18 protein-coding genes are annotated in these 25,347 nt (G+C 44.6%); 12 read left to right on the plus strand and 6 right to left on the minus strand.

Annotated elements, in window-relative coordinates; genetic code table 11:
• Nucleotides 1-427: 427 nt before the first annotated feature.
• Nucleotides 428-1,675, plus strand: a complete 1,248-nt coding sequence (locus AB6D06_RS10035; RefSeq protein ID WP_372110194.1) for an SGNH/GDSL hydrolase family protein — start codon at nt 428-430, stop codon at nt 1,673-1,675.
• Nucleotides 1,676-1,790: 115 nt separating this feature from the next.
• On the opposite strand, the gene AB6D06_RS10040 is transcribed toward AB6D06_RS10035, so the two are convergent.
• On the minus strand, nt 1,791-3,122 hold the full coding sequence (locus AB6D06_RS10040) for a DEAD/DEAH box helicase (protein ID WP_017061883.1): 1,332 nt from the start codon (nt 3,120-3,122) through the stop codon (nt 1,791-1,793).
• Nucleotides 3,123-3,483: 361 nt separating this feature from the next.
• Between AB6D06_RS10040 and AB6D06_RS10045 the strand changes: the two genes are divergently transcribed.
• Nucleotides 3,484-3,750, plus strand: coding sequence for an Lpp/OprI family alanine-zipper lipoprotein (locus tag AB6D06_RS10045; RefSeq protein WP_017064250.1), 267 nt, complete (start codon nt 3,484-3,486; stop codon nt 3,748-3,750).
• A 157-nt stretch (nt 3,751-3,907) separates the two neighbouring features.
• Here the strand turns inward: AB6D06_RS10045 and AB6D06_RS10050 are convergent, their stop codons facing one another.
• Nucleotides 3,908-4,882, minus strand: a complete 975-nt coding sequence (locus AB6D06_RS10050) for a L,D-transpeptidase family protein (protein WP_372110161.1) — start codon at nt 4,880-4,882, stop codon at nt 3,908-3,910.
• Between the two features lie 346 nt (nt 4,883-5,228).
• On the opposite strand from AB6D06_RS10050, the gene deoD reads away from it, so the two are divergent.
• The 4 genes from deoD to AB6D06_RS10070 all read left to right on the plus strand — a co-directional run bounded on the left by deoD (nt 5,229) and on the right by AB6D06_RS10070 (nt 10,727).
• A complete protein-coding gene (gene deoD / locus AB6D06_RS10055; protein WP_017061880.1) occupies nt 5,229-5,939 on the plus strand; it encodes a purine-nucleoside phosphorylase in 711 nt (236 codons plus the stop codon).
• Between the two features lie 82 nt (nt 5,940-6,021).
• Nucleotides 6,022-7,491 (plus strand): lactate dehydrogenase, encoded by a 1,470-nt coding sequence (locus AB6D06_RS10060; RefSeq protein WP_372110162.1) that lies wholly within the window; start codon nt 6,022-6,024, stop codon nt 7,489-7,491.
• Between the two features lie 186 nt (nt 7,492-7,677).
• Complete coding sequence (locus AB6D06_RS10065; protein ID WP_017072414.1) at nt 7,678-9,147, plus strand: hypothetical protein; 1,470 nt, start codon at nt 7,678-7,680, stop codon at nt 9,145-9,147.
• Nucleotides 9,147-10,727 (plus strand): diguanylate cyclase domain-containing protein, encoded by a 1,581-nt coding sequence (locus tag AB6D06_RS10070; protein ID WP_372110163.1) that lies wholly within the window; start codon nt 9,147-9,149, stop codon nt 10,725-10,727. Before AB6D06_RS10065 ends, AB6D06_RS10070 begins: the two co-directional genes overlap by 1 nt.
• A 63-nt stretch (nt 10,728-10,790) precedes the next feature.
• Here AB6D06_RS10070 and AB6D06_RS10075 read toward each other — a convergent pair whose 3' ends face one another.
• Entirely contained in the window at nt 10,791-11,693 is a 903-nt protein-coding gene (locus AB6D06_RS10075) for a DMT family transporter (RefSeq protein WP_372110164.1), read from the minus strand.
• Between the two features lie 250 nt (nt 11,694-11,943).
• Here AB6D06_RS10075 and AB6D06_RS10080 point away from each other — a divergent pair, with 250 nt between their 5' ends.
• The 6 genes from AB6D06_RS10080 to AB6D06_RS10105 all read left to right on the plus strand — a co-directional run bounded on the left by AB6D06_RS10080 (nt 11,944) and on the right by AB6D06_RS10105 (nt 17,545).
• On the plus strand, nt 11,944-12,339 hold the full coding sequence (locus AB6D06_RS10080) for a DUF3302 domain-containing protein (protein WP_372110165.1): 396 nt from the start codon (nt 11,944-11,946) through the stop codon (nt 12,337-12,339).
• On the plus strand, nt 12,339-13,469 hold the full coding sequence (locus tag AB6D06_RS10085) for an HlyD family secretion protein (RefSeq protein WP_108151803.1): 1,131 nt from the start codon (nt 12,339-12,341) through the stop codon (nt 13,467-13,469). The genes AB6D06_RS10080 and AB6D06_RS10085 overlap by 1 nt, the downstream gene beginning before the upstream one ends.
• A gap of 302 nt (nt 13,470-13,771) precedes the next feature.
• On the plus strand, nt 13,772-14,320 hold the full coding sequence (locus tag AB6D06_RS10090) for an ECF-type riboflavin transporter substrate-binding protein (protein ID WP_081229355.1): 549 nt from the start codon (nt 13,772-13,774) through the stop codon (nt 14,318-14,320).
• Between the two features lie 6 nt (nt 14,321-14,326).
• Nucleotides 14,327-16,021, plus strand: coding sequence for an ABC transporter ATP-binding protein (locus AB6D06_RS10095; protein WP_372110166.1), 1,695 nt, complete (start codon nt 14,327-14,329; stop codon nt 16,019-16,021).
• Nucleotides 16,018-16,857 (plus strand): energy-coupling factor transporter transmembrane protein EcfT, encoded by an 840-nt coding sequence (locus AB6D06_RS10100; protein WP_372098644.1) that lies wholly within the window; start codon nt 16,018-16,020, stop codon nt 16,855-16,857. The genes AB6D06_RS10095 and AB6D06_RS10100 overlap by 4 nt, the downstream gene beginning before the upstream one ends.
• A 223-nt stretch (nt 16,858-17,080) precedes the next feature.
• Nucleotides 17,081-17,545, plus strand: coding sequence for a TetR/AcrR family transcriptional regulator (locus AB6D06_RS10105; RefSeq protein ID WP_017061871.1), 465 nt, complete (start codon nt 17,081-17,083; stop codon nt 17,543-17,545).
• A gap of 98 nt (nt 17,546-17,643) precedes the next feature.
• Here the strand turns inward: AB6D06_RS10105 and glgB are convergent, their stop codons facing one another.
• From glgB to AB6D06_RS10120, 3 genes are all read right to left on the minus strand, one after another.
• Nucleotides 17,644-19,824, minus strand: a complete 2,181-nt coding sequence (gene glgB, locus AB6D06_RS10110; RefSeq protein WP_017064240.1) for a 1,4-alpha-glucan branching protein GlgB — start codon at nt 19,822-19,824, stop codon at nt 17,644-17,646.
• Nucleotides 19,825-19,998: 174 nt separating this feature from the next.
• Nucleotides 19,999-22,179, minus strand: coding sequence for a 4-alpha-glucanotransferase (gene malQ / locus AB6D06_RS10115; protein ID WP_372100576.1), 2,181 nt, complete (start codon nt 22,177-22,179; stop codon nt 19,999-20,001).
• Between the two features lie 185 nt (nt 22,180-22,364).
• The gene (locus AB6D06_RS10120) at nt 22,365-24,818 is read right to left on the minus strand and encodes a glycogen/starch/alpha-glucan phosphorylase (protein ID WP_136981738.1); all 2,454 of its coding nucleotides are present in this window, start codon (nt 24,816-24,818) and stop codon (nt 22,365-22,367) included.
• Between the last annotated feature and the right edge of the window lie 529 nt (nt 24,819-25,347).

The raw sequence follows: 25,347 nt of genomic DNA on the forward strand, positions 1-25,347 counted from the left end.
AAAAATAAAATCAGACCAGACGCATAACCACAATAAGCTATTGATTAAATTAATATTTAACAAAAAACCATGAAGCTATAACTTCAATTATCTTGACCAAATAAAAACCAACATTCCCAAAATAATTTATCTCATTTAGATCTGCGGCGACAAACTGGCAAGTCATAGCCCACTAAAATCGAATATTAATGATAAATCCCTCGCTTCGACTTGATTACTTTTCAACCAGAAAGTCGTTGAAAATTTGATACTTATACCAATTATGAAACGCCAACAACCTGAATGTATTGACGAGAATTATTGCTCCTAGATATAGGTCGTACCAGTTATTTACTTATCCACTTATCAACAAGCAAGAGGCAACAAGAAATAGACAACAAGCAACAACGTTTTGTTTGGCTCACTAAATACAAAAGAGAATACAGTGATGAAAAATACGGCTTTAATACTCGCGTTAACCATACCATTTGGGGCTTATGCTGCAGATGACTCCATACCGACACCAGAATCGATGACATCCGCACAAGTGCTCAGTACACAAGGTTCTGAGACCTATTCTTATGTTCGATGTTGGTATCGAACCGATGCATCGCACGACTCTGCAGCCACCGACTGGAAGTGGGCGAAAAAAGAAAACGGCGACGATTACACGATCAACGGATATTGGTGGTCTTCTGTTTCTTTCAAGAACATGTTCTACAGTGATACCCCACAGTCTGAAATCAAACAGCGTTGCGAACAGACTCTCGGCATCCAACATGACGCAGCTGACATTACCTACTTTGCCGCAGATAATCGCTTCTCTTACAACCACTCCATCTGGACCAACGATAACGCGTTCCAGGCCAATAGCATCAATCGCATTGTCACTTTTGGTGATAGCCTCTCTGACACTGGGAACCTATTTAATGGCTCTCAATGGGTTTTCCCAAATGCAAACTCATGGTTTCTAGGGCACTTTTCAAACGGTTTGGTTTGGACCGAATATTTAGCAAAAGCCAAAGACGTTCCTCTGTATAACTGGGCTGTGGGTGGCGCCGCAGGTACCAACCAATACGTGGCATTGACTGGTGTTTATGATCAAGTCACCTCTTATCTGACCTACATGAAAGTCGCCAAAAACTATCGTCCGGAAAACTCACTGTTTACTTTAGAGTTTGGCCTCAATGACTTCATGAATTACAACCGAGAAGTCGCCGATGTAAAGGCTGACTTTAGCAGCGCGCTGATCCGCTTAACAGAATCTGGTGCGAACAATATCCTGCTGTTCACCTTACCCGATGCAACCAAAGCCCCTCAATTCAAATACTCTACCGAACAAGAGATAATAAAAGTTCGTGGCAAGATCTTAGAATTCAACCAGTTCATCAAAGCTCAAGCCGAGTATTACCAAGGTATAGGGAAAAACGTGGTGTTGTTCGATGCAAGTGCGTTGTTCGCCAGCATTACCGATAACCCAGAACAACATGGCTTTCGAAACGCGAGCGATGCTTGTCTTAATATCAATCGAAGCTCAGCCGCGGACTACTTGCGAAGCCACAGCTTAACCAATGACTGTGCCACCTATGGTTCAGACAGTTATGTATTTTGGGGCGTGACACACCCAACTACAGCTACTCATAAATACATTGCCGACCACATCTTGGCGTATTCGTTCTCGACGTTCAATTTCTAACTAAATATCGAAAAGTAATGGCTGAGCCAAGGTCGAGATACAAAAAAACCGCCTAATATTGGCGGTTTTTATTTATGTCAGTTTTACTAGCAAACGCTTTAAAACTGGCTGGTGATTACTCGTCGTCCACTTTTGGTGCGACTTTCTTCTTAGGGATAAACACGGTATCACCCACGGCCACATTTTGGTGGAAGCTCTTATCGCGCTTAACTGGTTTCTTCGGCGTTTTCTTCGCTTGAGTGTTGGTCTTCTTCTTAGCAGGACCGCCTTTAGCAAACGCAGGTTTACGTGGCTTAATGCCTTTGAATTTACCTTTTAGGCCTTCAAGTACAGAGAAGGTCAAATCTTGTTGAAGGTAAAGTTCAACACGCTTGAAGCTGTCCCAGTCTTTTGGACCAACCAAAGAAATCGCATCGCCTTTGTTCCCCGCACGGCCAGTACGACCTACACGGTGCACGTACTCTTCCGTATGCTTAGGCATATCAAAGTTGATAACGTGGCTCACGTTTGGAATATCAATACCACGTGAAGCAACATCGGTAGTTACCAAGATCTTGTAAACCGCACGCTCGAACTGGCTCATAATAGCATTACGTTGCGTTTGGTTTAGGTTACCACTCAGTGCTACCGCTTTAAGCTTCTTCTCGTTCAACTTATCTGTTAAACGGTCAGTATCAGCGCGTGTTGCTGTGAAGATCATTACCTGACGGTATTCAGCTTCTTCCAGTACACGGTCTAAAATCGCTTCTTTGTGATCTAGGTGATCACATAAGTAGAATTTCTGTGTGATATCTAAGTGTTGCTCGTTAGAAACACCAACAGAGATACGCTTAGGTGCGTCTAGCATTTCATTTGCAATGCCATTTACTTCAGCGTGATCTAACGTTGCAGAGAACATCAACGTTTGACGACGACGGTGTTTAGCTGCATTGGCAATGCGACGAAGTTCTGGAGCGAAACCCAGATCAAGCATACGGTCCGCTTCATCAAGGATTAGCGTTTCAACACCATCTAGGAACAATGAACGATGTTCTAGGTGGTCAGCAAGACGGCCTGGAGTCGCAACGATAAAACGAGGGTACTTACGCAGTGCTTTAACTTGGTCGTTAAAGTTCTCACCACCTAAGATAAGCGCCGCTTCATAAGACAGACCACCAAGCATGCTACGCAGTTCGCCGTAAACTTGCTTCGCTAGCTCACGAGTAGGAGCCAAAATTACACCACGAGGATCTTTAGCAGAAAACGCTTTTGTTTTTAATGCTTTATGTATCATTGGCAACACAAACGCCAATGTTTTTCCTGATCCCGTTTTTGATGAAGCCAATAGATCCTTACCAGCAATAGCAACAGGGATCGCTTTTGATTGGATCTCTGTCGCCTTCTTGAAGTCGTAATGTTTTAAGTTCTTCAGTAAGCGGTTATCTAAGCCTAAATCTTTAAAGTGCAAAGGACTCTCCAGTCATGATGGTATTGAATAAAATTAATTTAACGTGACATGATACCGCGAAAGTACTTTATAAGGATAGAGATCACAGTAAATTTATCCCTTTATCTATCTTTAGCTAGAACAACGTATGCATTGCTAGCAAAGGGATAGCTCTCCAAAAACACCTTCAAGTCGTCTCTAAATCCTTCATCTCATAAATGAGACACAACGTGATACTTAGCTAATTACCTCAAAAATTTAGCAATTTCTTTAGTTATTGTTTTTGCAGTTAAAAAATTAGTCGCTACAATCATTAATGAAGCGACTATATGATAAAGAATGTATAGCGCATCTTTTGATGATAAATAAGCAAGGAGTTTTTATGAATAAGACGTTAATCGCAGCTGCAGCCTCAGTTTTCATTTTAGCCGGTTGTTCTTCAGAGCCAGAAGAAGCTGCAGTGTCAGAAATGGATCAACTAACTAACCAAGTCGCTCAACTAACAAGCGAAGTTGAAGCACTTAAGAGTGACAAAGCAGCCGCTGAAATGAAGGCTCAAGAAGCAGAAGCAGCCGCAATGGCAGCGAAAGAAGAAGCGGACCGTGCTAACGACCGTATCGACAACATCGCTGAGTCTTACACTAAGTAGTTTGAGATCTAATCGCGATTAAGCTGTAGATTAAATAAGTCGCAAAAAGCAGTATATAGACAGCACCACTTCTTATCGGATGTGGTGCTTTTTTTGGGTGACACTAATGCGAGTAAACAAGATAAAACCGCCCCTTGTTGCAGAAGAGGCAATCGAATTAAAACTCAATCACAGGTGGTGCTATCTCTACAGGTACGCCGTTTTGAGCAAAGATAACCGCTTTCGCCTTTGAATTTGGCAGTTCTGCGTCTTCAAGCCACCATTTTAGTTCCACAGGGATCTGTAATGATTTCTTTGAACCATCACTTCGAGTTAATGGCTCGTGCGCTTCTACGAACACACTTCTATCAGGCTCTAATGACACCTTAATCGGCTCATTGATAATGGTGACCTGTTCACCACGGTTCACTTGCTCAAACAGCCACTCAATGTCTTTAGGTTCCATTCGGATACAACCAGAGCTAACTCGTAAACCTATCCCGAAATCTTTGTTTGTACCATGGATCAAATAGTCGCCAGCGCCATAAGCAAGCCTCAAAGCGTACTCTCCCAATGGATTTTCCGGCCCGGCAGGAACCACTCTCGGTAATTCAATGCCCTTTTCAAGATACTCGTTGCGGATTGAATTTGGTGGCGTCCATGTTGGATTCGGTCTTTTTTGGCTTATCTTGGTGATCATCTCGGGAGTATCACGCCCCACTCGACCGATGCCGACAGGGAAAACATGCACCTGATTTTTCTCAGGCTCAAAGTAATACAACCTTAACTCAGCAAGATTGATGACAATCCCCTTTCTTGGGGTGTCAGGCAAAATCAAGCGGCTTGGAATGCTTAACACATAGCCTTCCGCGGGAAGAAAAGGATCCACCCCTTTGTTGGCTGCCATTAAAGAGAGAAAACCAATATCGTATTGCTTGGCAATGATGGCCAAGGTTTCGCCCGCCGCCACTTCATGCTGCTGGATTCTGCCCACAATGCGGCTTTCCGTTGGTGGCAATTCAAAGGTTGCAGCAGACACCCACGATGAAGCTATCCCGCTGGCAAGCAAAGTAGTTCTTACAACAAGCGACGCCGCCCTGTGAAGTCGTGTTTTCATTGACGGCAAAGGCGTCGAGTTAGCGCAATGCGACATACAAATCCTTGGTTTGTCTTTTATCAAAGTTTAGATTATCTCTGATCAAACGTCTCTACAACGTATTGTTGTCTCGAAACTGATAGACAACAAGTTTATGTGTGGGCCTTTTCCTCTCATTCGCTTGCAATTAACCCATACAAAATCGATTGCCTTTACGCTTTCAACAGATTTAGTTATCAATATTAATAAAACTATAATGGCAGACCTGTTTTGTGACTAAAGTCTCATGGAGCCACGTTCTAACTCGCTAATATTGCCTCAACAAAACGAATTCAATTCAACAGAATCGGTAATTGATTAAATCCTGTTCCTATAATTACCGTTTAAACTTTGGAGAACGACCATGGCTACACCTCATATTAATGCTCAAGCTGGTGATTTCGCAGAAACAGTACTTATGCCGGGCGACCCGCTTCGCGCAAAATACATTGCAGAAACATTCCTTGATGACGTGAAGCAAGTTTGTGACGTTCGCAACATGTTTGGCTACACAGGCACTTACAAGGGTAAGAAAGTTTCTGTAATGGGCCACGGTATGGGTATCCCATCATGCTGCATCTACGTACACGAGCTAATCGCTGAGTTCGGCGTGAAAAACGTAATTCGCGTTGGTAGCTGTGGCGCAGTACGTGACGACGTTAAACTAATGGACGTTGTTATCGGTATGGGTGCATCTACTGACTCAAAAGTAAACCGCATTCGTTTCAACAACCACGACTTCGCTGCTATCGCTGATTTCGGCCTTCTAGAAGAAGCAGTAAACCAAGCTCGTGCACAAGAAGTTCCAGTTAAAGTTGGTAACGTATTCTCTGCAGACCTTTTCTACACTCCAGAAGCTGACCTTTTCGAAAAAATGGAAAAGCTAGGCATCCTAGGTGTTGATATGGAAGCGGCTGGTATTTACGGCGTTGCTGCAGACCTTGGTGCTAAAGCACTAACTATCCTAACAGTATCTGACCACATCATCCGTGGTGAAAAACTAAGTTCTGAAGAGCGTCAAAAATCTTTCAACGACATGATGAAAGTTGCTCTAGAGACAGCAATCAACATCTAACGATTTGATAAAAGATACATTGAAAAGCGTTACCCCGCAGCCAGGCTCGCTTGGCTGCTCAAATAATCCCGAGGGGGAGATCGTGTCTAACGACAAGCTGCCAAAAGATGCGGATGGTTTGCAACTCAACTTTTGTAAAACATTGGCGTGTGACAACTTTGGCTTGAGCGATGCAAAACGGTATGTTTTGCAACACGCGAACCCTAAGCGTCCAGCGATGGTTTGTCGTGAATGTGGAGCTTTCCCCCCCTTACTTAACAATCGTGAAGTGTTAAGCGAACTTCATCGCCTAAGACAACTTCACAGCGACGGGCTCCCTGCTTGTCGTAATGATGACTGCGATAACTTCGGCTTATCGGTTCATACCCACAAACATCTTTATCATGCCTTCGGCTACAGTGGCGACAGGCAGCGTTATCGATGCAAAGACTGCCAATCAACCTTCGTTGATAAATGGTCTGGGTCCAACAAAAAACTCCAATTTCAAGAGAACCTCATGGGCTTACTGTTCATGGGCTATTCTGTACGTGAAATCTGCCGAAAATTAGAGATCAACCCAAAGACTTTCTATGATCATGTTGACCATATCGCGAGCCGTTGTCGTCGTAAATTAGCGATGATCGATGCACGATGGGTTAACCATGCAAAAGATTACGAATTCGCATCTCACTACCAGCGTCTGCAACCACAAAGTAACAACGGTGTGGTATGGATAGCGACGGGCGAGGCGCATTCTGGTTATATCCTTTGCCAGCACGTCAACTACTCTCAAAATGAAGAACCATCAGGAAACGTCGACCACAACCCTTATGATGATGTGGCACGCTTTGTATCCAAGGAGCACTCTTCAGAAGCAAATCTCGAACTGCCTCAGCCCTCAGACAAACTAAAAGAGCGCATTGAACAGCAATACCAAGTGATTCTTGCGAGAGGTAACGTTGAGGACCCTATGGGTAACCTCACCACATTTAGCTACCCTTCAAAAGGCGCACTCATTCGACCGCCTTATACCTCTTATGCTCACTTCTTACATGTGTTGGATATGTGTAACGAAGACAAGCATGTCGCCATCTATATGCCACAAGATCCATTACTAAGATCTGCCGCTTTAAGCGTATGTTTGCCGCGTATTCAGAGTCAAAATATTGACCTTATGTACGTCGAGGAAGATTCAGGCTGGCAAGACGATCAAAGTTTTGAAAAGATCGACATCGTTCACATGAGTTGGTGGCGCGATCGCTGGGCTATTGCCAATCAAGGTGATAACCAGAAAGGTATCTGCTACCTAACCGGTAACAATCCAGAACCAAAACAGTGGTTTAACACGGCCTCAATTCAACAAACTAAGTTCTATCAACAACGCTTTCAGCTGTTATTTGATAGCTTTATTAATGAGCCCAGACGTAAGCTTCGTCCTGGGGGCATTCTTCCATTGCTCGACATATTTAGAGCTTGGCACAATCTGTGCTACCAAAATAAGCAAGGGCTCACGGCAGCACAGCGCTTAGGCGTAGCAGAGCTGCCATTAACTCTAAAGCAACTACTTTCATAGCAACAAAGCCTTTAGATAATTATTCGGGAACTCATTGATTTTAAAGCAACAACATGAGGTAACACCCATAATTAGAAAAGATCGATGTTCCTTTGACGCTCTAGGAAAGATAATTGGTGCTTATCTCAAATCACACTCTTATAATGATTGTGTTATCAATATGTTCGATAATCATGGATGTAAGTCTTGGACAAAAATCAGTACCTTCTTGAAACAGAATTAGAAAAACTTAAAACTCGTGTCGACTCTGAGCCATCGGTGATCCTAGAGGTTGCCCAGCAGTGCCTAGTCCGATCAGAGCAAGTTCTGTTTGAAGAGGGCGCCATCCAGTCATTAATGTTAATGGCAAGATGTAGCTGGAACCTGATGGATTACCAAAAAGGTTTAAAATACATCAAGGAAGCCTACAAGCGCCAAAGCCGATTAGATACCGATCTTTTTCTGCCCGAAATCCTCCATTTACACGCGCTCCAGTTCTGGGGACAAGCCAAGTACTATTCCGCCCAACAGTTCTGGATCAATGCTTTAGAGCAGTCCGCGTTGGTTGATGAAGTCGAAATTCAAATTGAATGCCTCATTGGCCTTGGCAATATTTGGCGGATGACCCACGAATATAAACTTGCACGTTCTACCCACCAGCTTGCCGTTAAAGTTGCTAACAACAGCCGCATTGGTTGGTTAGAGGGTAAAGCCAGAATACTGCTTGCGTGGGATTACTACCTGCTCAACAACTATGTTGAAATGCTGTCGGTATTGGACGGTGCAGAAGAAGCATTAAAAGACCATAAAGATAACACTTGGCATGCAGAGGTATGGGACTTTCGAGGCCTTGCCCTACTTGGTCTTGAACGCTTAGATGACGCGGAGCGCGCCACGGCCAAAGCGCACAATCTGGCAGTTGAACACAACCTAGTTTGGATGAAGGCGCACTCATACATCAGCCGAGCTAGATTGGAGCTCCTGAGAAAAAGACCAGAACAAGCGGCGGAATTACTGAGGCTCGCAGAACAATCCGCAAACGAGTTCGATAATGGCGAGTTGCTGAGCCAAATCTGTTACCAACAATCCTTGGTGGCGGAAGAAAACCAAGACTTCCAAGCCGCGCTCGTCGCCTTTAAAAAGTACCGTCAATATTCTATCGGCATGCTCAAAGAGCAAACGACACGTGTCGGTTTGGACAAAGCACGCAGTTCAAAACGCCAACTTGAACAGAGAGCACGAAAACTGATTAATCGTATTCGCGGTCAGCACGAGTACGATCCTGAAAAGCACCTCTCTTACGTTGTCTCTGAAACCTTTTGGTGGGAAAAGTTGGTGCTGTTCAAGACAGAGCTTAAACGTTCAAACCACAGCATCATTATGTTCCATCATGTCGATACTGATTACTTAGATGTCTGTACCGAGATTGCTCATGCTTTATGTAACCAGAATGACTTCATCGCAAGGCTAAGTTCTGAACGTGTGGCCCTTATGCTTTCCGAAAAAGGCGAAGCCGCAGAGCAAACCTTCCAAACTCTCAGCACCATGCTTGATATCTATCCATGGCATAGAAAAGGACTAAAGGGTTCGAAACCGACCGTCAGCCTCAATGATATTTTGACGTTCCCGTTCACGCTTGAACAATTAGAAGAAGACGATGCTGAGGTAATAGAATAATGGAAACTCTATTAAGCAAGATCACAGACGCCGGTTTAGACCCTTCATCAGTATCAGGTGAAGAAGCGATCATCTTCTGGAACCACATTCGTCAGCACGTTTCGACAACGCAAACAGAGCAAGCGCACTGCTATATCATTAGCTCTGAATACCGTGCCGAGTTACAACAAAATCAAACCTGTATCGAAGAGTTGAGACGAGCACTCGATCTGCTCCACCTTCCTGCCGATATCGAAGATATTCTGACAGTCAAAACCAGTTTAAGTGACCGCTTAGTTGAAACTGGTGATTACACCTCAGCACTCAATGAATTCGTCAGTTCATCGACTATCGCGGTTGAACACGGTCATATCGATGAGTATGTATTAGCTATTTTAGGCATGGGCAACCTGTGTGATTCCTATGGCGATCACAACAGAGCACTTCGTTACTACCAAAAAATCAGCAGCATAGACCATGCGATAAGCAGTCGCTCACTTCGCCTCAAATTCAAGCTGCATATGGTAGCAAGCCTACTTCTACTCAATCGCATTACAGCAGCCAGCGATTTACTGAATGAGTGCGAAGAACTGAGTATTTTGGTCAGTGACAAGTTGCTCACAGCTCAAATACTGCTTTACCAAGCAAAGGTACTGCGCGCTAAGAAAAAACACCATGAAGCGCTACGCTGTCTGTCTAAGGTTCAATACCCAGCCAACAGCACTCAAGCAAGCTGGCTTGCAACCATGACTCGTCTAGAGCTCTCACATTGCCTAAGTGCAACCGGCAAGCAAGACTACGCGAGCATGATTTTGTCGAGCACAGACAAACGCGTGAAAGCCTACTCGTCGCCAGTACTTGCAAAACGATTCTACGATTCGCTGAGTGATGTGTGTATGAATCAAGGGCGTTTTCAAGAAGCGCTAAGCTATGAGAAAAAAGGCTACCGAATTGAAACCGATCTGATGAAGCAGATCCCGATCAGTGAACTCGGTGCAAGCCAACTACGCCGCCTGTCCCGTTTTGAATTACAACTCAAACTCATTCTCTCTGAACAAGAAAACAAAGAGCTGAAAGAGACAACGGAACAACACAAGAATGCGGTTGCTCAGCTTCAACAAGACGTATTCACCGATCCATTGACAGGGTTACACAACCGTCGCTGGTTAGATGTGAAATTGAAAGACATGCTGTTGCACGATACCTCTTTCGCACTGATGGTTATTGATATTGACCACTTCAAGTCTATCAATGATGAACTGAGTCACTTAGTGGGCGATAAAGCGATTGTTAGTGTGTCTCAAGAGCTACGTTCATACTTTAAGTTTAGAGGCGCGTCATGTGTCAGGTTTGGCGGGGAAGAGTTCCTAGTCATCCTTGAAAACACTGATCTTGCGAAAGCAGAAATGCACTCTGAAAATTATCGAGAGCGCATCTTCCAATTCGGATGGCATGAAATACTCGGAGAACGCGGTTTAACCGTGAGTATCGGTATCACTTTACATCGCGACGGAGAAAATACTCAGCGTACCTTCTACCGTGCCGATAAAGCGCTATACCGAGCTAAAGCCAATGGCCGTAATCAAGTGTGTACAGAGTAGTGGCATGTAACTCTGCGACTCTATAGCTCTGTAGCTCTGTAGCTCTGTAGCTAAGCCTGCATCTTATTGATAAAAGAACAGAGAAATACCAACAAGGGCGGCAAGAGTCCCGATGACACTTTGTTTTGACACCTTCTCCCCTTTCAACGCATAAATCACCAAAATAAAGACCGGGCTGGTCGCTATCAATGTTTGTGCAATCGCAGGGTTCGCATTCTTCAATGCCACTTGCTGAAGCCACAATGCCAAAAAGGTTCCGACAAAGATTGCCCCTAATAACCAAAGTTTATCGAGCTTGGTCATTTCCCATAAATCTCTTTTTATCGATGAATACGGCTTCTTTTCAACAAAAGGGATAATCAGCATTACTGCAAACACACCTATCGTGAGACGAATCAGTGCACCTAATAATGGTGGGATATCACCCGCCACTAACGCGTAATGAGAAATCACCACACCGGATGCCTGACAAACACTCGCCACAAGCCCATAACCAATGCCACCCGACTGCGCTTTATCATTCGATTCACCGCTCGCCGATTTTGATGGCTGGAAGACAACGAAGGTCACCGCTAGTGTTGTAATCACGACACCGAGCCAACTTTGTACTGTCAATACAGCGCCAAGGAACATTAATGCCAGCACACCAGAAAGAGGTGGTGCTAAAGATTCCAGTAACAGCGTCTTATTGGCACCGATTCTTTTCAACGCCGCAAAATAGGCGCTGTCTCCAATCGCAATGCCAATCACACCTGAAATTGCCAATATCAGAAAATGGTTGGTACTCAATTCAAATTCAGGCATCGGTATTAACGGCATGACCAACAGCATCATGCCAGAGGCTACTACACCCTTAACAATGTTCAATTGCATCGCAGAGAAGCGATGTCCAAATTGCCCATAGATCCATGTCGCACATGCCCACACAATTGCAGCGCCAATGGCCGCCAATTCACCTATATACATCCGTATTTATCCCTTGTGGTTATGCACGTCATTTAGAATCGTAGCTGTCATCATTTCAGCTGAAATATCAACCAGAAAGCCGAAATAGCCTCTTCAAACGCGATGAGATTTTATAAGATTCATCAATGCTTTTATTCGCATTAGAAGCGACAACACATTATTTTCAACTCGGTAAATCATTTTTATAACAATTACTTGGATGATAGCGTAGTATATTTATAACTAATATCTAACATTACAAGGATCTGTTATGTTTTTAGACTACTTTGCGCTCGGCTTACTTATTTTCGTAGCATTAGTAATCTTTTACGGCATCATCGTTATTCACGATATTCCCTATGAAATTGCGAAAGAACGCAATCACCCTCATCAAGATGCTATTCACGTCTCAGGCTGGGTTAGCCTATTCACCTTACATACTATTTGGCCATTTCTTTGGATTTGGGCAACATTATGGCGCAAAGATCGTGGTTGGGGCTTCGCTAAATTAGAAGAAGAACAACACGATATTCATCATCGCGTCGATATTCTCATCGATCAAGTGAGTACTCTTCAGGATGAAATCGCACAGCTCAAGCAAGCAGGTGCTGAGCAAAGCAGTCCAGAGAAAGAGACAAACAACGTTCAAGATCAGGAGGCTAAGTAATGGATTTACTGCTGATAATGACCTATGCAGCGCTTTGTATCACTATTTTCAAGGTGTTCAATATACCGCTAAATAAATGGACAGTACCTACTGCCGTACTTGGAGGTGTGATCATAGTAGGTACCCTAATTCTACTAATGAACTACAACCATCCATTTACACAAATCGGTAACCAAGTTTACTCAACAACGCCAGTCGTTTCAGGCGTTAGGGGTAAAGTTATCGAAGTGCCAGTAGAAGCAAACAAACCTCTGAAGCAAGGGGATATTCTTTTCAAAATAGACCCAGTTCCATTCGAAGCTGAAGTCGCAAGGTTAGAAGCCAAGGTAAAAGAAGCAAGCCAAGGTGCTCTTGGAATGGAATCTGAAGTGGTTGAAGCAGAGGCTGCAAAAATCAAAGCCATCGCAGAAAGAGATAAAGCCCAACGTGAGTTTTCTCGTTACAAGCGCGGTTACGACAGTGGCGCTTTTACCGAGCAGCAATTGGATACTCGCAGACAAGCTTACAAAGCATCGGAAGCGGCCGTGAAAGTTGCAGATGCAAACCTAGAACAAACAAAGATCGCCTTGAACTCTGAAATAGGTGGCGAGAATACAGCGGTTTTAAGCTTACTGGCTGAATTGCGTAAAGCTCAGTTTGATTTAGAGCAAACCGTGGTTCGAGCTCCCACTGACGGATACGTTACGCAGCTAGCATTGCGCCCAGGCGTTATGGCTGTGCCGCTTCCTTTAGCTCCGGTAATGACGTTTGTTCACACAGAAGAACAATTCTATACCGCTGCGTTCAGACAAAACTCCTTACAACGCCTGCAACCGGGTTACGAAGCTGAGTTCTTGTTTAGAGCATTGCCAGGGAAGATATTCAAAGGACGTATTGATGAAGTGATTCCAGCTATTGGTGAGAGCCAATTCCAAGCTAGAGGCGCGCTTCTAGGTACTGATGCGTTGCGTACCAGTGGTCGTGTGTTTGTTAAATTGAGCATCACTGATGATCTGTCTGACTACCATTTACCTATGGGTACCGCGGTTGAAGTTGCCGTTTATTCTGACAGCTTCACTCACGTGTCTATCATGCGTAAGGTCCTTATTCGCATGAAGAGTTGGCAAAACTATCTATACCTAGACCACTAAACGGGCGTAGATATGTGACGAACCCGCTTAACACATTGTTAAGACGAATGAAAAAGCCAGACCCGCTCTGGCTTTTTTGTTGCTTGATTATCCGTAAAATTGCGCTTTTTACACGATATTTAAGTGTTCAGATGGAATTTTAGACATCTAGACACTTACCTTCCCTTATGGAAGCGTTCTACTGTATAATGCGCGCCTTATTTTTTATATTTGCCCAAAAAACGTTCTCATTGAGACGCATATTAATAATGGTGAATATTCGTTCTTTATTAAGCTTTATCTTTCAGTATTCGAGGTTATCTATGAACTTTTCAGCTAAAACAGTGGTCGTTATTGCCATTGGCGCGGCACTGTACGGCATTGGTGGTTTACCTATGTTTGGTGTCCCAGTGTTTGCGAACACGACATTGAAACCAGCGATGGCAGTCCTAGCACTGTTTTCTGTTTTGTTCGGCCCAATTGTTGGCTTCTTGGTTGGCTTTATCGGTCACTGGGTAACGGATCTGTTCGCAGGCTGGGGCGTTTGGTTAACTTGGGTACTAGGCTCAGGTATCGTAGGTATGGTTATCGGCTTATTCCCTATGATGACTAAGAACCGTCTTCAACAAGGCGAACTGCCAATGAAAGATTTTGTATTGTTCGTGATACTGGCCCTTGCAGGTAACGTTGTAGGCTATGGCTGCTCTGCGTTCCTAGATACTATCTTATATGCAGAACCGTTTACTAAAGTCTTCACTCAACTCTCTATCATTGCTGCGGGTAACACCGTTCTGATCGCTGTTGTTGGCTTACTGATCCTAAAATCAGTCGCTAAACGCAACAAACAAAGCCGTAACCTGACTGAGGCATAAGCGATAATGACTATAGCATTTTCGAACTTCTCTTTTAGATATGAGTCGCTGGATAAACCGACGCTAAAAAATATCAATCTAAGGATAGAGAAAGGAGAGAAAATCGTCATTATTGGACCAAGCGGTAGTGGTAAATCTACCCTAGGTCAATGCCTTAACGGTCTGATTCCTCATGCTATCAAAGGTGAGGTGACTGGCTCTCTAGAGATCAACGGTAAGAACATTTCTGATTTTTCTATGCACGACTATACCGAGCAGGTTGGCACAGTATTACAAGATACTGATAGCCAATTTGTCGGTTTGAGTATTGGCGAAGACATCGCATTCGCACTGGAAAATCAGTTAGTGTCGAACATTGATATGTACCCTCTGGTTAAGTCGACAGCAAAAATGGTCGACTTAGCAGATATGCTTGATCGCTCGCCACATGATTTATCCGGCGGCCAGAAACAACGCGTGTCATTAGCGGGCATCTTAGTTGATGACGTTGACATCCTGTTGTTTGATGAACCTTTGGCTAGCCTTGACCCGAAAACGGGTAAAGCGACTATCGAAATCATCGACCAACTTCATAAAGAAACCAACAAGACTATAGTCATCATCGAGCATCGCCTTGAAGATGTACTACATCGCGATATCGATCGAGTGATCTTGATGGAGCGCGGTGAAATTGTCGCGGACATGACACCCGATGAAATCTTAGCTTCTGAACTGCTTGAAACACACGGTATTCGTGAACCACTTTATTTATCTGCTCTGAAGGCAGCGAAAGCACCTTTGACCAGTGAAGATAAGCTATCAAACCTCAAAGCTCTCGATTACAAAAGATTCCGCCCTGCGGTTCAGGCTTGGTTTGCAGAGCGCCCGACTCCAGTTGCCGAGAAGCAGTACCAACCTTTGCTTGAGGTCCACGGCCTGACTTACTCTTACGATGGTGAAAAGAACGCTCTCGAAGATGTCAGCTTTAAGATTGGTAAGGGTGAGTTCGTTTCAATCTTAGGCAAAAACGGTTCAGGCAAATCTACCATCACTAAACTCATCATGGGTGTGATCGATGCCGATTCAGGCTCTTCCTATCTAAATGGTGAAGACCTATCTGAGCTTTCTATCTTTGAAAGAAGCCAGAAAGTCGGTGTCGTGATGCAGAACCCAAATCATATGATCTCTCATCATATGATTTTTGATGAAGTTGCATTCGGTCTGCGTAATCGTGGGGTTGCAGAGCAGGAAATCAAAGAGAAGGTGGAAAACGTTCTTGAGCTGTGTGGCTTGAGCAAGTTCCGCCACTGGCCAATCGAAGCGCTAAGCTACGGTCAGAAAAAACGCGTAACCATCGCTTCTATTTTGGTGCTGGAGCCTGAGCTTCTTATCTTGGATGAGCCGACAGCAGGTCAAGACTACCGTAACTACACATCTATGCTGGCATTCATCCAAAAGCTTAATCGTGATTTGGGTATTACCGTTGTGATCATCTCACACGACATGCACCTCGTTCTCGAGTACACCACACGTTCAATCGTAATCGCAGACAGCAAGTTGATTGCCAATGCCGCGATGACGGAAGTATTTAGCCAACCATCACTTCTAGAACGTGCAAATCTTTGTACCACCAGCATTTATGAACTCGCGACTATGATGAAAATCGACGACACCAATGCGTTTATGCAGTACTTCATCGACTACGAGAGAAGCGCTCAATGAACGCATCAAAAGTAAAATTCGGCATCAATTACATTGATACAAAATCACCGCTTCATGCACTTAACGGCATCACCAAATTTGCGCTCTTCTTAGCTTGGGTAACCGTGGTATTGACTACGTTCGACCTAAGATTGATTACGCTGCTTATTGTGACTGGTTTATACCTGCTAAAGCTCACCAATGTGCCTGTACGCGTATATAAGCCTCTGTTATTGGGTACGGCGAGTGTATTGAGCCTAAATGCTTTGTTCATGTATCTGCTGGCTCCACAGCAAGGTACTGAGCTCATCGGCAGCAAAACCTTATTGCTGACATTGCCGGGTAACTACTCGTTGAGCCAAGAGACTCTGTTTTACTTGGTTACTGTGACGCTCAAATACATGAGCATGTTCCCGATAGCGTTGATTTTTGTCTTCACAACGCATCCGACTGAGTTTGCAGCTAGCCTCAACCGTATCGGTGTTCCTTACAAGATCGCCTATGCGGTCAGCTTAACACTGCGTTACTTGCCAGAAGTTAAGAAAGACTTCATCAATATCATGCATGCTCAACAGGCTCGTGGTGTAGAGCTCTCAAAGAAAGCGCCTCTAATTACTCGAATCAAAAATGTGGCTAAGGTTCTAGGCCCGCTCATTTTCTCTAGCTTGGACCGAGCAGACGAGATCTCTAACGCAATGACGTTACGAGGTTTTGGCCGACACAAAGCTCGCACTTGGTATAGCTATGCACCTTTGAAACGTATCGACTTTGTTTGTTTAGGTGTCATCGCTTTTATCGTGGTGTTAGCCATTGCGAAACGCATTCTAGAGCCGCAGTTATTTTGGTATCCGTTCTAGTCATCTGAATTAGCATAGATAAACAAAGACTTTAAATAACACACCGCTCAATAGGGCGGTGTTTTTGTTTATGCCAAAATCTGATTGATAATTGAACCAATGACACAATACTGACTATATTTAACGATAAATTGACCAGTTATTTACCCTTGGAGTTTGAGATTTAATTCAGAAGCTCTTAATATACTCGTTTACAGAATGTTACACTCAATAGAGATTTGTAATGGCTCGAATTACTCAAGTACAGAAACTAGAAAATCAAAAAAACTACGATGAGATCGTACTAAACCTTTTTCTGGCTGAAGGACATGAAGCACTAACTTATGCAAGGATTGCTCAAGAGATTGGCATTAGTTTAACGACGCTTCAGGGCTATTATCCGTCGACCCGCGCTATTCGCTCAGTACTTCACGAACACATGCTATCGATCGTTATAGACAGTCTAGACTTTTCATCGGAAGCGCTTTTTATCCAATCTTGGCAAGCCGCTCTAGATAATGAGCAGTTTCGATACGTGATTAAATTGATGTTTTTCCATGCTTCGCAAATCAAGAATCCTGAGCAATTTAACCTCAGCTCGAACGGCGAATTTCGTGAAAAGATGTTGGACAGTTTCGGCAACAACTCAGTTCGAATCCTTGAAATGGTAGTCGGACGCTCAATGTTCTATCTCACCAACTTCAAGTAACGCTAACCAGCTTACTGAAATAGAAAAAGGGAACCCTAGGGTTCCCTTTTTTAGACTTTCAGAAAAGTGAGCAGCGATGACCTGCTCAACTTATAGACCTAATTTAGCTTGTAAAAAACGGTCGATAACGGCGGCAAACGCAGCTCAATCGATGTGTCTAGCCCTTCGCTTTCTACAGATTCAATCTCAGCAGTCTGCTTCACTTCAAAACCGCTGCCTGCATAGTCGACAGAGTCTGTATTCAACAACAATGCGTATTCACCTTTTGCAGGAACACCTAAGCGGAAATGCTCGTGAGGCACTGGCGTAAAGTTAGACACTATCAATACTCGCTCACCAGATTCACTGATGCGCTCGTGCGCAAGAATGCTCGCTTCAGCAGAGTCCTGTAGACGCCATTCAAAGCCTTTCGGATCAAAATCAAGATCGTGCATTGCAGCTTCAGAGCGGTACAGATTGTTCAGGTCTTTCGTTAAACGCTGAACACCTTGATGACGCTCGTAATCCAGCAAAAACCATTGCAGCTGGTCGTCATGGTTCCATTCAGCCGTCTGACCAAATTCTGCACCCATGAAGTTCAGCTTCTTACCTGGTTGCGCATACATGTAACCCATATAAGCACGTAGGTTTGCCGTTTGCTGCCATTCATCACCAGGCATCTTGTTGTGGATAGAACCTTTACCGTAAACCACCTCATCGTGAGACAGAGACAATACATAATTCTCACTGTGTGCGTAAACCAGTGGGAAGGTAATCGTATCGTGGTGATATTTACGGTTGATTGGGTCTTCTTGAATGTAAGACAAGCTGTCGTGCATCCAACCCATGTTCCACTTAAAGCCAAAACCTAAGCCGCCCATAAAAGTCGGTGCTGAAACACCAGGGAAAGCCGTTGATTCTTCAGCAATCGTCATCGCATTCGGAAAGTGTTTATACACTTCTTCGTTCATCCACTTAAGGGTTGCGATAGCGTCGTAGTTTTCGTTGCCGCCATCCGCATTCGGGATCCATTGGTCATGGCTACGCGAATAGTCGAGGTACAACATCGAAGCAACCGCATCAACACGGATGCCATCAATGTGGAATTGCTCGAACCAGTACAGTGCATTAGAAACTAAGAAACGACGAACATGCTCTTTGCCTAAATCGTAAATGTACGAGTTCCAATCTTGATGCCAACCACGACGTGGATCTGGATCATGGAATAATGGCGTACCATCGAAGTTTGCTAGGCCGTGATCATCACTTGGGAAGTGAGCAGGAACCCAGTCCAGAACAACGCCAAGACCCGCTTGGTGACATTGATCGACGAAGTATTTGAAATCATCTGGAGAGCCAAAACGGCTAGTCGGTGCAAATAGACCTACAGGCTGATAGCCCCAAGAACCGTAGAATGGATGTTCTGAAACTGGCATTAGTTCAACGTGCGTGTAGCCAAGATCCGTTAGGTATGGGATCAGCTCTGCCGCAAGCTCGCGATAATTTAAGAATTCACCTTCAGCGTTACGCTTCCAAGAACCTGCATGCAATTCATAGAACGAAAGCGCTTCTTTGCGCTTTTGCGTTACCGGGCGATTTTGCCATTGAGTATCTTGCCACTGGTAACGAGCGTGATCGTAAGTTACAGATGAGAACGATGGGTATTGCTCAGAGTAGAAACCCCATGGGTCAGCTTTGTGTGGTAAGCCTTCGCCATTTGGTCCTTTTAATTCAAACTTGTATTGAGCGCCTTCTTCCAGTTCAGGAATGAATAAGCCCCACATACCGTAATCTAGGCGTTGCATTGGGTGGCGGCGACCATCCCAAGCGTTGAAGTTACCCACCAAGCTTACCGCAGTTGCATGCGGTGCGTACACCAAGAAACGCGTACCTGAAATCGTCTGTCCATCACGCTCTAGCGTAATAAACTGAGCCCCCATGTGATGATACATATCTTTAGGTGTATGAAGATCTTCATAACTCGCGTACAGATCGTGGTACTGGTAAGGATCATCGATGATCTGTTCTACGCCAGCCCAATCAACCGCAAGCTTATAGTGAGTAAAACGTAAGTCTCTCTCTTGCTTAAGAATGAAACCACTTTCACCCTCTCGCGCTAACTCAATACGAGGTTCCTTTCCAACAATCAACTCGACTTTATCTGCCCCAGGAATCCACACACGTAATGCACCTTGCTCAGAAGGTAGGTATGGCCCTAAAAACGCGAATGGGTCTGTGAAACAAGCCTGTGATAGTTGGGTATATATTTGTTTTTGCTTTGAAATCGAACTTAGTTCCAAAACGTTTCTCCCTAACCAAACATCCAAAAAACATAATACAAAAATGCCCGCTATTAGTGCGGGCAATATAACGACGGTTTATTCTACCAGATGAGCATTCATTATTGAGTGACCGAGGTTGTAGTTTCGTACGGCGTAAGCAAAAAACCACCTAATTTCAAGTCACTCACGTCATTACTTAGCGGCTTTTTCTCGAACGTCAGTCAGCTTAGAAGCGATACGATTAACGCCTTCGTGAGCAAATATTTCGTCCAAGTTCATTGATAGTTTACGACGCCAGTTAGGGTATTCATCAACCGTGCCAGGAATGTTTACTGGCTTGTCCATCTCTAGCCAATCTTCTAGCTGAACGCTCAGTAGTGTTGAACCACCAGCCGCTACGTGCAGTTGAAGTGCCTCAGCAAGGTAAGAGTCCATCGGTACTTGGCTCGCATCGCGGCCCACACCTTCTGGTAGGAAACCATGCCATGCTACTGAATCTAAGATACCTTGCTTGCACTCTAGGCGGTCATCGAACAAGGTTTCTAATTGTTCTGCATCTGGGTATAAGCCAATCTCTTGGCCCATTTTCAGGTCATCACAGTGCCAGAACCCACGAAGCGTTGGCATATCGTGAGTACACAGTGCCGCCATCGATTGTGATGCGTAGTGTTTTGGTGAGATGAAACCACCGTCATCTTCTGATGTTTCGAAGAAGAACACTTTGTAAGAGTGCACGCCAGCATCTGCAAGGATGTCGACAATCTCATCCGGTACCGTTCCTAAATCTTCACCGATAACGCTACATTGGTAACGGTGAGATTCAAGCGCCAGAATAGACAGCATATCTTGTACTGGGTAGTAGATGTACGCGCCCTTAGTTGCGTTCTCACCCTTTGGAATCCACCACAAGCGCAGTAGACCTAAAACGTGGTCAATACGCAGTGCACCACAATGCTTCATGTTTGCACGAAGTAGCTTGATATAAGCGTCGTAGCTTGTTTCTCGAAGCACTTCTGGGTTTAGCGGAGGTAGACCCCAGTTCTGACCCAAAGGACCAAGAATATCAGGTGGAGCACCAATGCTCGCATCCATCACTAGGTTGCCTTCGTCAGCCCAAGTCTCGCTGCCTGAATCTGCAACACCTACCGCTAAGTCACGGTACAGGCCAACAGCCATGCCCTTCTCTTCTGCAAGAGACTGTGCATCGTTGATCTGGCAATCTGCTAGCCATTGCAGGTACATGTACAGATGAACGTTTTCTAAGTTCTCTTTGATGTATTTCTGTGTCGCTGGGCTGTCGAATGTACGGTACTTCTCAGGGAATACCGGCCATCCCCACATGCCAGAATCTTCTTCATGCAGTTCACCATGTAGAGCATCAAACGCCGCTTGATGCATCAGGCTATCGCCACCCTCTTCTACGAAGGCTAAGAACGCTTGTGCACGGTCGCTGTTTTTGTCTAGATGACGAGTCTTAAATTCTGCGAATAGCAGAGGCAAGATGCTCATCTTAAGCTCAGACACTTCGGTGTAGTTTACCCAGTGTGCTTCACGCGCTTTTTGTAGACGCTGTTGGAACTCTGCGCTGCCGACTGTTTGTTGTGCTTCTGCACTTAGTGCAAATTCAGGAACTGAACTCACATCAATGTATAAGATGTTCAACCAGCGACGAGAAGATGGGCTATATGGGCTCGCACCTTCAGGGTTCGCAGGGAACAATGAGTGAATTGGGTTTAGACCAACGAAGTCACCACCACGAGAAGCGATATCCGCAACAAGCTGTTTTAGGTCTCCGAAATCACCAATACCCCAGTTATGCTGAGTTCTTAGGGTATAAAGTTGAACACTGGGTCCCCAAAGCTTTTTGCCTTGCTCGATTGGTGACTGCTTGAAACACGCTTTTGGCGTAATAATCAGTGTCATCTCGTAAGGCTTCTTACGGCGCTTACGGCTCACAATGAGCTTGTGATAACCCCATGCCAAATCACTTGGCAATGCAAACACTAAAGGGCCACCCTCGGCACGCTCGTCACGAATGACTTGAGATTGAAGATAGCCTTCAAGTACCTCTCCTTGCTCGGTTTCTAAGCGCCAGCTGAACTCACTTTCACGAGCACTTACACCTAGATTAAGCGCCACTTCTACTGGCTCACCGTCACGCAAGACAAGAACTGGGTCTAGTACATCTTTTTTGTGTTTTCTTTCTGCTGACTTAAGCAGTGCATCATCGCTGCTTGTATCGTAGCCCAACGAAGCCAATAGAGACGTGATCGTCTCGTCTGATACTTGTGCTTCATCGCCCCACGCACTAACGTAACTGTCGGCAATGTTTGCCATTTCTGCGACTTGTTTTAATACGGTCTGTTCTTTCATCGCTCTCTCCGAAAACGTTCTGACGCTTTCTATTTTGTAGGGTTGTTAATTTAATTTTTACTAATCAATTAGCTTGTGACAATCGGTTTGTAAGCAGCTTGTTTATAAACGAAACCTTTAAGCCTTTCGTTTGCTCACAAGCTAATTGAGCCAAGGCAGAAACTGCCTTGGCTACTTTGGAAGTATTAACGGTTAACCGCTTCAAGTTTCCAGATGTTGTTCACGTAGTCGCGGATAGAGCGGTCTGATGTGAACTTACCAACCAATGCTGTGTTAAGAATTGCTTTCTTAGCCCAACCTGCTTGGTCTTTGTATTGCGTGCCCATGTCTTCGTGCGCTTTCACGTAAGATGCGAAGTCAGCAAGACATAGGTAAGGGTCACCACCGTCTAGCAGGCTATCAAACGTTGCACGTAGAAGGCCTGGTTGACCTGGAGTGAACTCATCGCCAGTCAGTAGGTCTAGAGATGCTTTCAGTAGTGGGTCTGCATTGTAGTAGTCGTATGGGTTGTAGCCTTGAGCTTTCAGAGCTTGAACACCATCAACGTCTAGGCCGAAGATGTAGATGTTTTCATCACCCACTTCTTCACGAATCTCAACGTTTGCACCATCCATCGTACCGATAGTTAGCGCGCCGTTTAGAGCCATCTTCATGTTGCCCGTACCAGATGCTTCTTTACCCGCTAGTGAGATTTGCTGAGAAACGTCTGCTGCAGGGATGATGATTTCAGCCATGCTTACACGGTAGTCAGGAATGAATACCACTTTCAGTTTGTTACCGATGCGAGGGTCGTTGTTGATCTTCTCTGCAATCTTGTTAACCGCGAAGATGATCTCTTTCGCTAGGTGGTAACCCGGTGCTGCTTTCGCTGCGAAGAAACATACGCGTGGCTCACACTCGAAACCAGGTTCGTTAAGAATACGGTGGTACAGAGATAGAATGTGTAGCAAATCTAGGTGCTGACGCTTGTATTCGTGAAGACGTTTGATTTGAACGTCAAAGATAGCGTTAGTATCTAGCTCGATACCCATGTTCTCTTGAACCCAATCAGCTAGGCGCTGTTTGTTTTCTTTCTTAACAGCCATGAATTCTTTTTGGAATTTCGCGTCTGTTGCAAACTTAGCGATGCCTTCTAGCTGCTCAAGTTTTGCTGGCCATTCAGTGCCGATCTTACCCGTGATTAGCGCAGATAGACCTGGGTTACAGAACTTCAACCAACGACGTGGCGTGATGCCGTTCGTTACGTTAGTCAGTTTACCTGGGAAGATTTCGTTGAATTCAGGGAACAAGTCTTTCTTAACCAGTTGAGAGTGAAGCGCAGCTACACCGTTTACTTTGTAAGAACCAATCACACATAGGTTTGCCATGCGAACCATACGGTGGAAACCTTCTTGGATGATAGAAAGCTTCGCTTGCTTCTCACCATCACCAGGCCACATCTTGCGAACTTCTTGCATGAAGCGGTGGTTGATTTCAAAGATGATTTCCATGTGACGTGGAAGAAGACGATTGATTAAAGATTCAGACCAAGTCTCTAGCGCTTCTGGAAGTAGTGTGTGGTTCGTGTAAGCGAACGTGTGAGCACTGATTTCCCATGCTTGATCCCAAGATAGACCTTTCTCGTCAATCAAGATGCGCATTAGCTCAGGAATCGCGATCGTTGGGTGAGTATCGTTAAGCTGAATCGTTTCTTGCTTAGGCAGATCTTCTAGAGAGAAACCTGCTGCTTCGTGACGACGTAGAATATCGCGAACAGACGCTGCTGAGTGGAAGTACTGCTGCATTAGGCGCAGAGTCTTGCCTTTCTCGTGGTTGTCGTTCGGATAAAGTACTTTAGTGATGTTACCTGCATCGATTAGCGAGTGTTGCGCTTCGAAGTAGTCACCGTTGTTAAAGCTTGCTAGTGAGAATGGTGCAATTGCCTGACATTCCCAAAGACGCAATGGGTAAACCGTGTTTGACTCGTAACCTACGATAGGTAGATCCCAAGGCATTGCTTTCACTTCCATACCTGGAACCCAAGTACGTACTTCTTTACCGTCGATGAATTCAACTTCTACATGACCGTAAAAACCAATGTGTTGTGCTAGTTCTGGACGAGCCACTTCCCATGGGTAACCTTCAACACCGCGCCATGCGTCAGGTGCTTCTTGTTGGCGACCGTCTTGGAAAGACTGCTTGAATAAACCGTATTCGTAGTGAAGACCGTAGCCTACTGTTGGGTATTCTTGAGCGGCACAAGAATCCATGAAACAAGCAGCTAGACGACCAAGACCACCATTACCTAGTGATGGATCGCGTTCTTCTTCTAGAAGGTCAGTTAGGTTTTGACCTAGCTCTTCCATTGCATGAGTGATCTGTTCGTATAGACCCATGCTGATCAGGTTGTTACCTGTTAGACGGCCAATCAAAAACTCTAGTGATAGGTAGTTAACGCTCTTAGCGTTCTTAATTTTTTCATCATTTTCAGTTTCTAGCAGGTCAAAAGTCGTTAGCTCTGCAAGAGCACGACCCATTGCTAGATACCATGAACGGCTGTCTGCTGTTTCAACGGTTGTTGCGTAGGTTGCAGATAAATGTTTCTTAACACTCTCTTGGAATGACACTTTATCGAAAGTTTTTTGCTGAGTTGGTTTCATTTCAGAAATCTCGCTTTTAATAGTTCTAATTCATCTGTGACATATCGTGCATGGTCACCATAAACTAAACATCCTCCCGCTAATGCAACTGACTAGGAGTAGATGGGAGGGCGTAGGGGGCGTACCGACTTAGGGTTAGTGATCTGACTCTCATGTTCTGACTGAGAACAAAAACTTGGAGTGACTAAGATCACAAGCTCCCGTTCGATAACTTAACTTCAATTGATGTGACTTTTATTTAACCAGATTAAAGTCATTGTCAAATCTGATACTCAGATCACGAAAATAATTTCCAACTCTCATCTTTTGCATAGATTCCCGTGTAGGGATGAACGAAGTCACATTCACAAACCAACCCGCAACGTGAGCAAAGTCTCAAATAAAGGGCGTAGACACCCAAAAACATGCAGGAGCGCAAGGTTTCTGAGGAGGATCATAGTCGGTGACGTTTGGCTTCACGTAATATGAGTAAAGACTTAAGTAATTAGGCTAATGTCATTGGAGTGCACTCAACGATAGATTGGGATAT

This window comes from Vibrio sp. 10N.239.311.G01, assembly GCF_041465805.1.
In the GTDB taxonomy this organism is placed as follows: domain Bacteria; phylum Pseudomonadota; class Gammaproteobacteria; order Enterobacterales; family Vibrionaceae; genus Vibrio; species Vibrio crassostreae_C.

Coding starts and splice junctions, on each gene's coding strand:
- AB6D06_RS10035 (WP_372110194.1), top strand. CDS start 428: ATGAAAAATACGGCTTTAATACTCGCGTTAACCATACCATTTGGGGCT.
- AB6D06_RS10045 (WP_017064250.1), top strand. CDS start 3,484: ATGAATAAGACGTTAATCGCAGCTGCAGCCTCAGTTTTCATTTTAGCC.
- AB6D06_RS10050 (WP_372110161.1), bottom strand. CDS start 4,882: ATGTCGCATTGCGCTAACTCGACGCCTTTGCCGTCAATGAAAACACGA.
- deoD (WP_017061880.1), top strand. CDS start 5,229: ATGGCTACACCTCATATTAATGCTCAAGCTGGTGATTTCGCAGAAACA.
- AB6D06_RS10070 (WP_372110163.1), top strand. CDS start 9,147: ATGGAAACTCTATTAAGCAAGATCACAGACGCCGGTTTAGACCCTTCA.
- AB6D06_RS10075 (WP_372110164.1), bottom strand. CDS start 11,693: ATGTATATAGGTGAATTGGCGGCCATTGGCGCTGCAATTGTGTGGGCA.
- AB6D06_RS10080 (WP_372110165.1), top strand. CDS start 11,944: ATGTTTTTAGACTACTTTGCGCTCGGCTTACTTATTTTCGTAGCATTA.
- AB6D06_RS10085 (WP_108151803.1), top strand. CDS start 12,339: ATGGATTTACTGCTGATAATGACCTATGCAGCGCTTTGTATCACTATT.
- AB6D06_RS10090 (WP_081229355.1), top strand. CDS start 13,772: ATGAACTTTTCAGCTAAAACAGTGGTCGTTATTGCCATTGGCGCGGCA.
- AB6D06_RS10095 (WP_372110166.1), top strand. CDS start 14,327: ATGACTATAGCATTTTCGAACTTCTCTTTTAGATATGAGTCGCTGGAT.
- AB6D06_RS10100 (WP_372098644.1), top strand. CDS start 16,018: ATGAACGCATCAAAAGTAAAATTCGGCATCAATTACATTGATACAAAA.
- AB6D06_RS10105 (WP_017061871.1), top strand. CDS start 17,081: ATGGCTCGAATTACTCAAGTACAGAAACTAGAAAATCAAAAAAACTAC.
- malQ (WP_372100576.1), bottom strand. CDS start 22,179: ATGAAAGAACAGACCGTATTAAAACAAGTCGCAGAAATGGCAAACATT.
- AB6D06_RS10120 (WP_136981738.1), bottom strand. CDS start 24,818: ATGAAACCAACTCAGCAAAAAACTTTCGATAAAGTGTCATTCCAAGAG.